This is a genomic window from Streptomyces sp. NPDC002537, from assembly GCF_053594975.1.
Map to the genome: position 1 here is coordinate 1 of NZ_JBSFWT010000060.1, position 14,337 is coordinate 14,337.

At 69.4% G+C, this 14,337-nt stretch carries 13 protein-coding genes and 1 pseudogene; 5 read left to right on the top strand and 9 right to left on the bottom strand.

What is annotated here, in order from left to right:
- Positions 1–57 precede the first annotated feature (57 nt).
- Positions 58–429: a nuclear transport factor 2 family protein gene (locus ACWD4A_RS24380; protein WP_451197179.1), complete on the bottom strand. Its 372-nt coding sequence runs from the start codon at positions 427–429 to the stop codon at positions 58–60.
- 122 nt (positions 430–551) lie between these two features.
- Between ACWD4A_RS24380 and ACWD4A_RS24385 the strand changes: the two genes are divergently transcribed.
- On the top strand, positions 552–1,328 hold the full coding sequence (locus tag ACWD4A_RS24385; protein WP_451197181.1) for a helix-turn-helix domain-containing protein: 777 nt from the start codon (positions 552–554) through the stop codon (positions 1,326–1,328).
- Between the two features lie 221 nt (positions 1,329–1,549).
- Positions 1,550–1,705: pseudogene (locus ACWD4A_RS24390) on the top strand (IS5 family transposase); the annotation flags it as partial.
- Between the two features lie 173 nt (positions 1,706–1,878).
- On the opposite strand, the gene ACWD4A_RS24395 reads toward ACWD4A_RS24390, so the two are convergent.
- The 7 genes from ACWD4A_RS24395 to ACWD4A_RS24425 form a co-directional block, all read right to left on the bottom strand.
- On the bottom strand, positions 1,879–2,172 hold the full coding sequence (locus ACWD4A_RS24395; protein WP_451197182.1) for a hypothetical protein: 294 nt from the start codon (positions 2,170–2,172) through the stop codon (positions 1,879–1,881).
- A gap of 683 nt (positions 2,173–2,855) precedes the next feature.
- Positions 2,856–4,079 carry an MFS transporter gene (locus ACWD4A_RS24400; protein ID WP_451197183.1) on the bottom strand — a complete coding sequence of 408 codons (1,224 nt, stop codon included), beginning with the start codon at positions 4,077–4,079 and terminating at the stop codon, positions 2,856–2,858.
- A complete protein-coding gene (gene lanKC, locus ACWD4A_RS24405; RefSeq protein WP_451197185.1) occupies positions 4,076–6,634 on the bottom strand; it encodes a class III lanthionine synthetase LanKC in 2,559 nt (852 codons plus the stop codon). The genes ACWD4A_RS24400 and lanKC (ACWD4A_RS24405) overlap by 4 nt, the downstream gene beginning before the upstream one ends.
- A gap of 213 nt (positions 6,635–6,847) precedes the next feature.
- Entirely contained in the window at positions 6,848–9,412 is a 2,565-nt protein-coding gene (lanKC, locus tag ACWD4A_RS24410; RefSeq protein WP_451197187.1) for a class III lanthionine synthetase LanKC, read from the bottom strand.
- An 831-nt stretch (positions 9,413–10,243) separates the two neighbouring features.
- The gene (locus tag ACWD4A_RS24415) at positions 10,244–10,492 is read right to left on the bottom strand and encodes a hypothetical protein (protein ID WP_451197188.1); all 249 of its coding nucleotides are present in this window, start codon (positions 10,490–10,492) and stop codon (positions 10,244–10,246) included.
- Positions 10,465–10,707, bottom strand: coding sequence for a terpene synthase family protein (locus ACWD4A_RS24420; protein ID WP_451197189.1), 243 nt, complete (start codon positions 10,705–10,707; stop codon positions 10,465–10,467). Before ACWD4A_RS24420 ends, ACWD4A_RS24415 begins: the two co-directional genes overlap by 28 nt.
- 150 nt (positions 10,708–10,857) lie before the next feature.
- Positions 10,858–11,007 (bottom strand): hypothetical protein, encoded by a 150-nt coding sequence (locus ACWD4A_RS24425; RefSeq protein ID WP_451197191.1) that lies wholly within the window; start codon positions 11,005–11,007, stop codon positions 10,858–10,860.
- A gap of 182 nt (positions 11,008–11,189) precedes the next feature.
- On the opposite strand from ACWD4A_RS24425, the gene ACWD4A_RS24430 reads away from it, so the two are divergent.
- A complete protein-coding gene (locus ACWD4A_RS24430; protein ID WP_451197192.1) occupies positions 11,190–11,939 on the top strand; it encodes a transposase family protein in 750 nt (249 codons plus the stop codon).
- 33 nt (positions 11,940–11,972) lie between these two features.
- On the opposite strand, the gene ACWD4A_RS24435 is transcribed toward ACWD4A_RS24430, so the two are convergent.
- Positions 11,973–12,575, bottom strand: coding sequence for a transposase (locus tag ACWD4A_RS24435; RefSeq protein ID WP_451197194.1), 603 nt, complete (start codon positions 12,573–12,575; stop codon positions 11,973–11,975).
- On the opposite strand from ACWD4A_RS24435, the gene ACWD4A_RS24440 reads away from it, so the two are divergent.
- Both ACWD4A_RS24440 and ACWD4A_RS24445 read left to right on the top strand, forming a co-directional pair.
- Entirely contained in the window at positions 12,515–12,973 is a 459-nt protein-coding gene (locus ACWD4A_RS24440) for a hypothetical protein (protein WP_451197195.1), read from the top strand. The two genes, ACWD4A_RS24435 and ACWD4A_RS24440, sit on opposite strands and share 61 nt — an antisense overlap.
- Positions 12,974–13,194: 221 nt before the next feature.
- Complete coding sequence (locus tag ACWD4A_RS24445) at positions 13,195–13,866, top strand: transposase family protein (RefSeq protein ID WP_451197197.1); 672 nt, start codon at positions 13,195–13,197, stop codon at positions 13,864–13,866.
- Positions 13,867–14,337 lie beyond the last annotated feature (471 nt).

The window sequence follows — 14,337 nt, forward strand, 5'->3', positions numbered from 1 at the left end:
GAGCACCTGGTCCAAGTTGTACCGCGATCCGCCCGGTACTCAGCCCGCCTGGTGCGCTCAGGCGCCCGCGGGCACCTTGTCGAGGAAGCCGTAGACGCTCTTAACCTTCCCGACCGCGTCGGTCGCCAGGACGTCGAAGCCGATGACGATGTTCTCGCCGCCACCGACGGGCACCAGCTCCCACTGGAAGCGCGCGATGTTGTGGTGGGAGTCGGCCTCGCCGAGCACCTTGAAGTCCAGGCCCTTGAACTGGTCACGGGCGCCGGCGATAACGGCGCCAATGCCCTCGTGCCCCGCCACCTCGGTCAGCGGGTCAGCGTACGTGGCGTCCGCGGTGAACAGTTCGGAGATCGCCGCGGCGCGCTTGCCGTCGTCCGCCTCGTTCCAGATGGCGATGTAACGGCCGGCCAGGTCGGTCAGATCACTCACGGGTACTCCTTGGTCGCTTCGTCTTGATCGGCTGATGTCCGGAATCCTGGCCCGGGCCGGTCGTCCGGTCCATGACCTCACAGGTCATGGCACCCCGGACACAGCCCCTTAGACTCGCGGACATGAGCGTTGCAGCCGAAGCCCCGCCGGTCGGTGCACTGCTGCGAACCTGGCGTGAACGACGCCGGTTCAGCCAGCAGGAGCTGTCCAACCGGTCGCGGGTCTCTACCCGGCACCTCAGCCGGGTGGAGACCGGCAGGGCACACCCGACACCGGAGATGCTCATGCGCCTCTCCGACAACCTGGACGTGCCGCTGCGGGATCGCAACCGGCTCCTGCTCGCCGCCGGCTACGCACCGCGCTATCAAGATCACACATTGGACGACGTCTCGATCGCGGTAGTGATGGACGGCCTACGCCGACTCCTCGACGCCCATCTTCCCTACCCCGCACTGCTGTTGGACGATCACTGGGACATCGTCGACACCAACGCCGCCGTTGACCAGCTGCTGGCCGGTTGCGCACCGGAACTGCTGGAGCCGCCGGTCAATGTGGTCCAGGTCTGTCTGCATCCGGACGGGCTGGCCCGCCGGATCGGCAATGTCTCGGAGTGGGGCAGCCATCTGCTGCAGCAGGTGAGCCACCGTGCCGAGCGCACCCATGACCAGCGCCACCACGAGCTTGCCGCAGAGATCGCCGGGTACCTCGACACATCCGATGCCGCCATCCCCCTCACGGGACCGGTGATCACCCTCGAAATCGACGTGGACGGCACCCCGCTCCGGTTCTTCAGCACCTCCGCCACCCTCACCGCCACAGATGCCGCCCTGGAAGGACTGCACCTGGAGACGTTCCTGCCAGCCGACGACGAGACCCGACGCCGCTTCGATCAGCGGTAGACCACGCCAGAAAGGACCTGCCACGCGCCCAGCACACGGCATCGGAGCACGCCCGGGCCAGCATCCGGGGAGCACCCGCCCGGCGCCCCGGCCGAGAGGCCCGCGGCCGGAGCGCACGAGTGGACCGTGACCCGGCCGGACGGCGGATGGCGGGCAGCCAGGACGGCGTGGTGTGTGGAGCACATCGTCGTGACAGCCCATAAGTGCAGTGTGATTGAGCGATGGAGCGGACCTACGGCTGGTTCATGCACCGCCGCCGCCTCGCCCGCAACTACGAAACCCACTCGCACCGCTCCGAAGCCATGATCCATCTCGCGATGATCGACCCCATGACCCGCCGCCTCACCAGAGAAACCACCCCGAACTGGCGCGGAACCCAACCCCGGGACCAACACGAATCAGCGGACCAAACGCTCAGTCAGGCCGGAGAGGGTGCTGCCGGTCCCGTTGCGTGTGCCGCGGTGCGCTGGTCGTCGACGAGTACGTGCCAGTGATGCTGGTCGGCGTACTCCTGGTCCAGGTATGCCTGCAGTTCTTCCACGACGACCGGTCAGCCCCGCGGGCCCCGGCGCGCGTGCTCGGCGGCCGGCACGCGGACCCACCAGGCATAGTAGGGATCGTCGTCGCTTCCGAAGGTTCCGTCGTCCTTGCACCCCTCGTAGACACACCCCAGCCGGGCAGCGAGCTCGGTCATCGACGCGCGGCTCCTCTCAGCGAGCATGAACCTGATTCCTTCGGTCTCGTACGGCGCGCTGATCCGGTTCTCAGGATCGTCCACGACAATCTGCCAGACGACCCATTCGAAACCCGACCAGAGGTCCGCGCCGAAAGTGTTCCGCACCATGGAATGGAGGCTTCCTCCGTACATCACGGCGCGCCACCGGAACGGGCGCGCCGTTGGGACGAGGCAACGACGATACTCCGGGCGCCCCACGTCTTTACACAGCGAAGCCCACGCTGCTGCAGTACGCGTAAGCCCCCCTGGCTGCCCAGGTCCGGGAGCACCTCAGTGGTCCACACGTCGTCCAAGCCCTGATCATCCCCGGCAGCCCGCTCCCCGACGGCCCTGTCCAGCGACGCACGTTCAACCCACCCGCTGCCGAGGCCTCGGCACCTGCGACTGGTTCGGAGGACGACCGGTGCCTCACCCAGCGGACCCCGCGGATGAACGGGCCGTCCATCGCACCAAGCGTGGAGTCGGAACCCCGACTACGCCGCCATCTGGTCCACGGCACAGCAGACCCGGCAACGGGCGCCCTGCCGAACCGCGCTCAGCGGAAATCGGCTGAGCGCGCTGTACCTCGTGCACACGGCAGCCCAGGGAACGTGCCGCTCCGGGGTAAGGGGCCACGAGGCGGAGGCCGGCACGCAGCACCTCCTTGACTGCCGTTGCGGTGGACCGCGGGTGCTCCCCGTGCGCCGAGCGGATCGTGGTCGGCGCACTGCTTCTTCCTGCCGATTCCTCGTGGGCCTGGACCCGTCCGAAGGCCCCTGCCCATTGCCAGAGTTCGGACGTCGGATGTGGTGCTACGCAGCCCTGCCAACGGCGAGGTCAGCGGCGCGCACTCGCGGGGTCAGCAGGGCCACCGGAAGGAGCAGGAGGCCGAAAGTGAAGAACACGGCAGGGCCGGACAGCTCTTCCAGCAGCAAACCGGCGAGCGTCGATCCCAGCGGAGGCGCGGCCATCAGCAGCAGGCCGAAGGCGCTGTGCATGCGGCCTTGCAGATGGGTCGGCGTGCGGACCATGCGGGCCACCGTCATCAGGGAGCCGGACAGTGACAGGGCCAGGCTGCATCCGCCCCACATGACGGCGAGGAGGGCGGCCGTACCGCTCAGTGCCATGGCACTGACGAGCACCGCACACGCCACACCCGCCACGAAGAAAAGCAGGCCGGGGGACAGCAGCTTCTCCAGCCGCGGAGCGAGTAACGCCCCGGCCAGTGCGCCGACCGCGGAAGCCCCGGTTACCGAGCCGACGGACAGCCCGGATGCCCCCTGCCGACTGCTGGCCGCCACCACCACGGCCAGGTAGGTTCCGGCCAGCGCGAAGTTCTGGACGGCCGCGATCAGCGCCAGCCGCCGAAGCAACTTGTCACGCCAGATGAAGCGCAGTCCGGCACCCAAATTTCCCCGTCGGCCCGGTTCGTGGTCCGCCTGCGGCACTTTCAGCGACGTCCGTACCGCGTAGACGCTCACCGCGGAGGCGGCGAACGACATCGTGTCCAGCCAGAAAGGGTAGCTGGGCGACTTCGTGAAGAGCCAGCCGCCGAGCACCGGACCGAGCAGGTACGCGGCCTGCCCACGCGCCCGGTTGACCGCCAGTGCAGTCCGAAGCTTGTGCTCCGGGACGATCTGCGGCAGCGACGCGAGGCTGGCCGCGACGCACGGCCCGGTCAGCAGCCCCGTGACACCGCCCACGGCCAGCAGCAGAGCGAGCCCGGTGCGTCCGGTGAGAACGGCCACGGCCAGGACGGCGCTGGCCGCCACCCGTCCCAACTCACCGACCAGCAGCACCGAACGCCGGTCGAACCGGTCCGCGACCGCTCCCCCGGGCAGGCACGCAAGCGCCAGGCCGGCTGTCCACACGGCCTCGACCAGGCCGGTCTGCAGGGGCGACTGGGTGGAGCTCAGCACCAGCAGTGGCAGGGCGAGGCTGGAGGCCGCCGATCCCAGCATGGAGAAACCCTGCCCCGCGGACAGGAGCTTGAAATCGCGGTTGCGGCGCAGGCTGTCCGCTCCGCCCGGCTTCACCGGAGGGAGCCGAGCAGCGGCAGGTCGTCACGGACCGGGATGCCGGTGGTGTGAGCCGTCGCGGCGCTGTGGACAGCCAGCATGACTCCCGCGGTGCCGGTGGCCAGGTCCATCGAGAGCCGGAGCAGGCCGCCCCCACCGAAGGCCGGGCGTCCCTGGTAACGGACGGCGTGGCGGCCGAGCGCCCGTAGGTGTGTGTCCCGTACTCGGCTCGGCCCGCCCAGCCGGGCCTGGCAGTGCAGCAGGCCGGCATGCCCGTCGAACAGTCCCGGGGAGAGCATGAGCTCGATCTCCAGGCTCTTCCTGATGCGGGAGAGCAGCCCGGCGAAGTGGGCGTCAGGCCGCTGTTCCAGGTAGGCGTGGAGCGCGAGGCCGATGCCCGCGCTGCCCCGGTCGGGGCCGATGATCCAGCCCTCCCCGCTCTTCATATGAACGGTCCGCGGCTCCGGTACCCCGCACCACGCCAGGTCCCGGGCCAGCGCGTCGCGCGCGTTCCGGAAGTACGAGGCTTCACCCGTCGCGGCCGCCAGCCGGGAGAAGAGGTATGCCGGACCCGACCATCCCCACATCAGCCCAGGTTTGGCGGGATCGGGGGCGGCGGGGTCGTCGAGGAGGGCCGCGACGCGGTCGGCGAGGCGTACGGCCCGCTCGTGGTCGCCGAGGCGCAGGTATGCCAGGGCGATCCCGGTCAGGCCGCCGAACAGAGTTGGCCCGCAGCTTGTCAGATCGAAGGTGTTCAGCCGGTCGAAGGTCTCCCGGGCCTCTTCGGGTCGGCCAAATTCCTGGAGGGCGAGAGCGACTCCCGCGAGGCCGTCGTACAGGCCTGGCCGCGGCCACTCGGTGGCCCGGTTCGCCCGGACCAGCCAGTCGACGTGGGCGTCGAACTCCGGGTAGTCGCTCCGCCCGGTGGTGTGCAGAGCGTGCAGGACCCCGGCGGCGCCGAAGGCCAGGGATGCCCCCTGGTGGTCGAACTGCCGGATATCTCCCGGGAAGAGGCGATCGTTACGCAAGGGGGTCGCCGTGCTCAGGATGGAGTCGCGCAGCAGATCCAGCGCCGAAGCCGGATCCTGCAGCCAGTCCCCGTCAGCCTGGCCCGGTTCCCGTCCGGGGTGGGTCCGCGCCGGGACCGAGGGCCGGGGGTCTTCGGCCGGAGGCGAGATCTCCGCCAGGATCCTCTTCCCGAACTCCTCGGATACGGGGAAGCGGTCCGCCACCCACCGGACCAGCTGTCCGGCTTTGTCCGGGTCGAAGTGGAGCAATGGGGTCAGCGGACAGAACGTCGCCAAGCGCAGACACGCCAGACCGTAGGCGTCGATCGCAAATCCTGACCGCGCCCAGGGAGCGAAGAAGCCGGCCGTGCCGAACACCGGCCGGAAGTCCTCGCCGACAGCGAAGGCGGTCTCGAAGTCGATCAGGCAGACGGTGCCGTCCGGTCGGACCATGACGTTGCTGGGCTGCAGGTCGCCGAAGACGACCCCGCGCGCGTGCAGCGCGGCAACCGCCTCCTCGATCCGGTCCACAACCCCGAGCGCCCAGCGGGTGTAGTCGTCCGTCCGGGCCGGCCCGGCTCCGGCGGTGTCGCCCAGCAGAGGGTGGCGGCGCCCGACGGCCTCCGTGAGTGTCTCCCCTTCGATCAGTTCCTCTACCAGGAAGAGATGCTCCCAGTGGCGTGCCAGTCCGAGGACGGCGGGGACTGTGCCAAGGCCGGCCAGCCGCCGCAGCATGGCGTGCTCATGCTCCAGCCGGGCCACCGCGTCCATCCCGCTGGGGTCCACGCCCGCGTGCGGCCGGGCCTCGCGGAGCACGACCGTGCGGCCCGTTCCGTGCTCGACAGCCCGGTACACGCCGCCGCTGTTGGAGAAGTGGAGCGCCTTCTCCACGCGGTACGGGAATACTCCGGGAGTACGCTCACGGGCGGCCCGGATGCGCTCCTCGACGAATGCGGGTGCCCGCACCCACGGCGGGACGCGGAAGACAGTGCCCCGGACGTCGGGGACCAGCAGGCCGTCCGGCCCGGTGATGGCCGGAACATAGGCTCCGTCCGGCCCGAAGCAGTACGTGACGCTGAACCCGCCGTAGCGCAGGTGGAGCGGCCCGTCGCCCCAGCGCAGATCGCTCAGGATGTACGGACCTTCGACGCCCCTCAGCAGTTCACCAAGCTCCTCAAGCACCCGCTCCAGGTCGGCATCCGCCTCCGGGTAGACAGTGACCAGCTTCCCGCTGGCGGAGCGCGCGGCCTGCTTGCCGTTGACCAGCGCCAGCATCTGCGTGCTGCGCCTGAACTTGAAGCAGATCCCGCGCTCCACGCAGTACTCCCAGACCGTGTCCACGACCTGGGCCGCTGCGGCCTCCGTCGACGTGACGTGCACCTTCCACCCCTGCGTCGGCAGCCGGGCGCGGTCATGATGGAGGTAGACCCAGCCACCGTTCTCCGCCCTGCGCCAGCCCGGCGGCACCCGGTGACGCGTACGGTCGAACAGCGTGTCGGCGTCGTCGATCTTCTCGATCGAATCCGCGAAGAACGGGTCTGCCGTCAGATGGGCCTGGTAAAGCATGCGGTGTCCCCCCGAGGGCTGCGTCGAGATGTGCGGGAAGGGCGCAGTACTGGCCTGCCGGCCGTCGGGATCATGACCGACGACCGGCAGGCGGTCTTCACACGGCGGGCCATCACGGCACGTAGTGGGTGCTGGGGTAGCTGTTGTTGCATTCGCTCAGCTCTGCGGTGTCTTCCTGCATTTCCTGCAGTTCGAGGATCTCCATCATGTCGTTCACCTCCTTCCAGGTAGGTCGGACGGGTGCCGCGGGTCGAGGAAGGGCAGGCTCGGCCCGCTTTCCTCGAACGCGGAGCTCAGGGCGAGCAGTACGCCTGCGGAGCCGGTCGCCAGGTCCGAGGAGAGCCGGCGCATCCGGAATCCCGGGAAGGCCAGGTGTCCTCGGTACAGCTGCGCGTACCAGCCCAGGCGGCGGACCTGGGTAAGAAGGGCCGGGTCGTCCGGTGGGACGCCCAGTGCGGTCAGGGTCGTGATCACACTCGCCCGCCCGCGCAGCAGGCCCGCGTTGCGCACGTAGACGGGCTCGCAGGTGCGGCGGATAGCGGCCAGCAGCTCCGCCTTCGCCTCGTCCGGGCGGTGCTCGAGGTAATCCCGCAGCGGGACAGCGAGCCCGCAGCTCCCCGCTTGCAGGTACGGCAGGCCGCGCACCCCGTCGTGCAGCATCACGGTGCCGTCCGGAAGAGACCGGCAGCGGCCGATGTCGTGGCGCAGCGCGAGCTCGGCGAGGTCCAGGTGGCGCGGCTGCCCGGTCTCCCGGTAGGCCCGCAGGAAGAGCAGGGCCGCCCCGGTGGTCCCGTGCAGCAGTCCGTACGGCGGAGGATCGCCGCGGCGCGCGGTGAGCGAGCCCTGCGCCACGCGGCCGGCGACTTTCTCGGTGAGGTGCAGTCCGGCGTCCAGGAGGCGGGCGTCGTGCATCGCCGAGGCGAAGTGCAGCAGGGTGAGGGCGATGCCCGCCAGGCCGGAGGAGAGGTTGGCCGGGCAGCCCTGGAGGTCCAGCTTCCGGCAGCGTTCAAGCACCTCCAGTGCCTGTTCGCGGTGGCCGATCCGGTCGAGGGTGTACGCGACTCCGCACAGACCGTCGTACAGACCGGGCCGCGGTTCCGCGTCCCGTTCGGCCGCCGCGGCGAGCCAGGTCAGATATTCCGGGGGGATGGTGGCGTCGGCGCCGTGCAGCGCGTAGAGCACGCCGGCCGCTCCGTGATCGAGGGCATACCCGCCCAGGGTCCGGTGCCAGGTCGGCGAGCTGGGGAAGAGCCGGTCCGTCCGCTCCGGCGTGGCGGTGGCGTGGATACCGGCTACCAGGGAGTCCCGGATCGCGGGCCAGTCATGGTGCTCCGCGGCCAGCAGCGCGGCCGCGGGGTCCTCCCGCGAGGTCTCCCCGGGCGGGCGCAGACCCGCTAGCACGGCAGCCCCGAAGCCCTCCGGGACCGGGAAGTGCTGCTCGATGGCGCGCGTGAGAGTGTGCAGCTTCGCCGGCTGCGGGTGGGGAAGAGGCAGGAACAGCCACAGCCGCAAGGAGTCCACCAGATGAGCGTGCGCGGCCGCACCGCACAGGCCGGCGGGTGCCGTGAACTCCTCCTCATCGAGAGCGTACGGCCGCTCGTCCCGCAAGTCCGTCGCGGAGGCGAAATCGACGACGGCGATGCTCCCGTCGGGCCGCACGAGCACCTGGCCCGGATGCAGCGCCTTGAGACAGACCCCGCGGGCGAGGGCTTCGCCCAGGGCCGCCTCGATCCGTTCCAGGAGCGCCAGCACTCGCGCGGTGTAGCCGGGGGCCTCTCGCGCGGCCCACTCGGCCGAGGTCAGGGGGAACCCCACGGAGACGGACTCGAGCGACTCCCCTTCCATCCGCTCCACGGCGAGGAACCGATGCTCGGCGAAGGCCATGGTGCCCAGCAGGCGCGGCACCCAGCCCAAGCCCGCCAGCAGCGTCAGAGCCCGCTGCTGCGCGTCCAGCCGCGCCACCGCGTCGTCACCGCGCCGGTCCAGCCCCGCATGCGGCCGGGCCTCCCGCAGCACCAGGTCATCGCCCGTCCTGGTGTCGGTGGCGAGATAGGTCGCACTGCCGTTGCCGAGCCTGAGGGCTCGGTGCACCCGATACGGGAACTCCCCGGCGGGCTTGGCGCGCAGGGCTGTGAGGTCCGGACGCAGCACCTCAGGGAGCTCTACCCAGTCCGGGAGGGTGAACACCGGCCGCTGGAGGCAGGGTTCGAGCCCGCCGCCGGGCCGCCGCAGGGCGGGGACACGCTCGCCCGCCGCGTCCTCGCAGCTCAGCTCCCCGTAAGGACCGTAGCCGACATACAGCGGCCCGGCGCGGTGCCGCAGGGTGCACAGGATGTACGGGCCGGGCATCCCGTCCAGCAGGACGCCGAGTTCGCGCAGGACGACGGACAGCGCCTCCTGGCCACCGGGGTAGAGGGTGAAAAGCCGGCCGGCGGCGAGCCGGTCGGCACCCACGCCGTTCGCCTCCCGCGCCGCGGTGCGGCTGCGGATGAGGTCGAAGGGCAGATTCCGAGCCAGGCAGTAGCCCCGCACCAATTCGGCGGCACGCTCCACCTGCTCCGCGACCACTGAGACATGGACCGTCCAGCCCTGCCCCGGCAGTACGGCGTCCTGCCGACGGAACCGCACCCACCAGCCGGCTTCGTCCCGGTCCCACCCCTCGGGGACAGGCCGGCAGGCGGCCGCGAGCCGGTCGTGCTCGTCGAGGAGCCGCTCGGGGAGCTCGTAGAACACCGGATCAACGAGGCAGAAGCGGCCATAATCTCTTACTGTGAGCATGACAATCCCCCCTTCGTGTGCGGGTACGACGGGCAAGCAGGCGAACTCGTCAACGGACGGACGCGGGGCGGCCGGACGAGCGACGCGGCGGACCCGTCGCGGCACTGGAACGAGCTGGCCCGTCCGGCCCCCCTGGGCACGTCCCCCACCTTGGCGCACGCCGCGCAGGCGATGCAACGCGCGGTCCGCTCAGCGGAACAAGCGACGGCCGATAGACCGCCTCGAGGGCCTCCGCCGGACGGCCGGGCCCCGCTTGCCTGACCCGCTGCCAGCACCTCGGCCACACCGAGCACGCCAGGCCACTCCGCCCAGACGGCACCGAAGATTCCGGCAGCAGCCCGGATTACCTCCTGCGCCGCGATTTCCATGGTGCCCGACGCAGCAGCCGCCAATTGCTGCGGATCGACGCTCGACTGGGGTCCACCTGAACATTCCCCAAAGGTTCATTGGGCATGAGACGACACTCCCTCGGTGCCGGTCGCCCACCACCCGTTGCGGAGGCGACTCATCTCCAACGCCATAATGAATTCGAGAGGGAGACGTAGCAATGAATCGGCGATAAATAGCAATAATGACAGTTCACCTGGTGCCAGTTACCGGGTATCACCACTGTCGTTCTGACAGCCTCCTCTACCAGCTGACCACGCGCCGTCCGCCGCGGAGCACCAACACTTGGCCAGGCCATCCGCTACCCGGAACGGCCCGATGCCGCCGTCAAGCCCAAGCCGTTCCGCATCCGGACCCAGCAGCCGCACACCCTCCGCCTCGCCCCCACCGCCCTCGCCTGACCAGCCCCGAGAACCACGGCGCCCAGACAACTGCAGGTGACGCTCAGGCCCGCGCGCCCCGCAGTGCCGAGGCGTAACGAGGACTCTTGAGGTGATACTCCAGGCTGCCGCTCATCCAGTAGCCCAGCCCCGCCACCAGCGTGCGCACGGGTTCGGTGCAGATGACGTGATTCGCCGCCAGCCACAGTGTCCGCATCTGCAGAGCGACGAGCACCTCAGCCGACACGTTCAGCCCCTGGAGAATGTCCAGGAGAAGGAACACCGTCAGGCAGGAGCCGGCGGATTCCCGCATCCGGATGCAGTCCCCGGGAACCGCTCTTCCCCACGGTGCGCGGACTCCCACATCTGGCTGGCCAGATAGTCGCGGACAGCGTCGGCCCACCGCAGGAACTGCACCGGCGAACAGGCATCCCGCACACGGCGGGCGACATCCTGCAGCGCCTTCGCGTACGGTTCCTCCGCCGCGTAGCCGAGATCGTCCACGGCGCGGGACAGGCTGAGCCCCATCTTCGCCATCTCGCCAGGGCCCCCCGCGAGGCGCCTCGTCGCACACGCAGTCGCCGAACGCGTACAGCCACATGCCCCAGTCAGCCACCACCCGCAACGCTTCGCGTCCGAGGAAAGGGTTCGTCAGCCCGGCCAGCAAGGCCGGACGGCTCACAGTGAGCCAGGGAAACCCTCGTCGCTGGCCATGCCGGAATCAGCGGTCCGCTGGAGGGCCTCCTCATCCACGATGTCGATGTGTGGATTGACCTTCACAGGAAACGGCATCGAAAGACGCGGGAAGAGGTGCTCCAGGGTAGTCACATGTCTCCTCCTGTCTCCTCCTTGCGGTGCTGATCAACTGATCAGGACAGAGCGGTAGGACTTCACTAAGGATCTTCAGCGTGGCCACTGATCGAGTGACGGTTGCTGGCCCGTAACGAGCAGGGCTCCCCGGTTGTTGGGCGAGAGGTCTCACGCCTCAACCATCCGGCCAGGGAGCCCTGTTGGTCACCTGTCCTTGCGCACTGGACCTGCCGCACGCCCTCGTGGAGTGGGTCACGATGCTCATCGTCACCCGCGAAGGTGACCGCCGCTGCAAACTCCGGCCTTCGCAAAGGGCCCTGGTGGCCCTGGTGTACCTGCGCGAACACACCACCCTGGCCAAGCTCGCAGCGGGTTTCCGTATCAGCGAAGGAACCGCCCACGCCTACGTACACAGCGTGACCACGCTCCTCGCCGCACGAGCCCCGTCCCTCACCCGCGCACTGCGCAAGGCCCGGCCCGAGTATGTACTCGTGGACGGCACCATCGCCGAGTGCGACCGCGTCGGCGACCGGGAAGCGGACTACTCCGGCAAGGCCAGGCGGCACGGGGTGAACATCCAGGCCGTCACCGGACCCGCCGGCGAACTGCTCTGGTTCTCACCCGCATTGCCCGGCCGGACCGTGGACATCACCGCCGCCCGCACCCATCACATCATCACCGTCTGTGAGCGATTGAAGATCCCCGCCCTCGCGGACAAAGCCTACGAAGGAGCCGGCGGAACCTTCTGCACACCCTTCAAACGGCACTGCGGACGCGACCTGACCGTCAAACAGGAAGCCGTCAACCGGGCACACGCCCGGCTGCGGATGCCCGTCGAGCGGGCCTTCGCCCGCCTCAAGTGCTGGCGCCTCTTCCGCAAGGCCCGCTGCAGCCCCAACCGGCTCACGTCAATGGTCCAGGCCGTCCTCACCCTCGAACAGCAACGCTGAAGATCCTTACTGAGCCGAAACTGGTGGGGTTTCCTACTCGATTGCGTAGCAGTCGTAGCGGGCTCTCAAGTAGTCGCAGACGATGCATAGTTGGCATTGTCCGCGGTGGAGGAAGAGTCGTCTCTCGCGGGCGAGGTCGTCGGCGGAGGTGGCGCGGGCGGCGTGGACGTGGTGGTACAGGTCGGCGTTCAGCAGCTCGTCGTGGCTGAGCTCGGGGCTGTATCTGGTCATCAGGCTCAGCTCGATCCGCTCGGCGCTCTCCTCCAGCCAGGTCCGGACAGCTCTGCTCCGGTGAACCGGGGGCCGGTCGACGATCACGCGGACCTTGGCCCGGCGTGCGTAGCGAGGCGGTCGAGGAAGGCGCACATCACGGTCGCAGTGCGGGCTGCACCTCTTGGATCCCTGCTGGTCAGTGGTGCTGGCGTGGGAGGTCGGTGGTGTACTCACCCTGGGCGGGAGGCTGGCGTGTAGATCATCTGACTCGTCGGAGATGCGGGTTTCCGGTTTCGGCCGCGCCGTGGGCGGCGGGGTTTCTACGATCGCGGGCGGGTGTCGCGCTGTTGGGGAGGGGAACCGTGTCGTCGCTGGAGAAGATCGCAGCTCGCCGCACCGAGCTGGATCAGCTCGCGCAAACACTGGCCAGGCAGCTGGCCGGGGTGGACGCTGAGCGCGAGGAACTCGCGGTCGCGGAACGGGTCCTTACGCGTCTGTACGAGCAGGAAGCCGAGGCCGTCACCGGCGGGCAGAGCGCCGGTCCACCGCGGCAGGTGCAGGTCGCGGGCCGACCGGTGCTGAAGGTGCCGCACCGCAGTGAGGTGCCGGACGCGTCCGCGCTGCCCGGGGACTACCAGCGGATGCTTGAGATCGTGAAGGCCGCGGGCGGGCCGGTGATGGTCAAGGACGTCGGCGCCGAGCTCGGGATCGACGCCTCGGCGCCGGGGCGGCTGGAGCCGTTGCGCGGGAAGCTGTCGAAGCTCGCTGCCCGGGGCTGGCTGCACAAGCTGCCGAACGGCACCTTCACCACCCGGCTGTGATCCACACCCGTCAGGCCGTAACGGGCGGGCCCCCGGCAGGGGTTGGTGAAGTATGCCTACAACAACCGTCCCGGCCGGAGACCACACCGAGCTTGTCTATCAGTGCCGGCTGTCACTGTCCACGCAGACCCTGCGCTTCCTGACCGGGCTGCTGAGCGGGCACCTGAAGAAGATCCGATCCCGGTGGCGGAAGCTCCCGGCCGGGACGAATCGCGGTAATCGTGCTGGCCGCGCTGCGCCACGACCAGCGCCTTTGCGACCTCGCCGGCGGCAACGACATCTCGCGCACCACCGTGGACCGGTGGCTGAAGGAGACGATCGAACTGCTGGCCGCACGGGCGCCGCGACTGGAGCGGGTGCTGGCGACAATCGCCCGCGAAGGTGGCAGCGTCGTGCTGCTCGACGGCTCCCTGATACCCACCCGGCGCCGCACCGGCTCCCCCATGCGGCGCCGCTGGTCGGCCAAGCACAAGCGGCACGGGCTGCTGGTCATCGCCCTGACCGACGTAAAGGGGCGGCTGTTGTGGACCTCCACCGCCCGCCCGGCCCGCGGCTCGGAGATCACCGCCTGCCGCCACGACGACCTGCTCGGCCGGCTGCGCGCGGCCGGCCTCGCCGCGATCGCCGACCTCGGCTTCGTCGGCCTCGACGACAGCGACCCCGATGGCGACCCAGCGATCATCACCGGCTACAAGAAACCCAAGGGCAAGAAGCTCTCGCCCGCCAAGAAACTGGTCAACCAGCTGATCGCGGCAGAACGAGCAGTATGCGAGCACGCGTTCGCGCACTTGAAGAACTGGCGGGTGCTGACCAGGCTCCGCCTCGACGTGAAGTGGGCCACCCGGCTCATACGCGCGCTGATGATCCTCAACCGGCACGAGATCGCCCGCTGACCGACGATCTTCACCACAGACAATCCCCGACGGCCAGCACAAGTACGCCATCACCCGCCCACGCCACCCCCATGACCTGCACCTTCAGGATGAACACAACTCACTCGGCCCGAGCGAGGGGTCAAGTGCCGAAAGGGATCAGCAGTTGACTTCCGCAGTACCTGCCTTAGGTCTCCACGCCTGGCCATGGACGTCTGCGCGGTGAGGCGTCCCCTCCTGTGGCCCGGGGGCCTGTGCCTGCCTCCCTCCACGCGGGAAGGTCCTGGCCATTGCTCATGAGGTAGGTGCCGTCGCCCTTGACCCACCACAGGCGGGGCACGGCCTCGGTTTCTCCGTAGCCGAGCCTGTGCTCGGCGGCCGCGGCCGCGTGCTCAGCGACGGCAAGAACCTAGGTGAGGGGGAAGACCAGCGCGCAGTGCTTCTCCCCGGATTAGGAGAACTGGCCTTTCAAGGTTTCCGGCGGTGGTACAT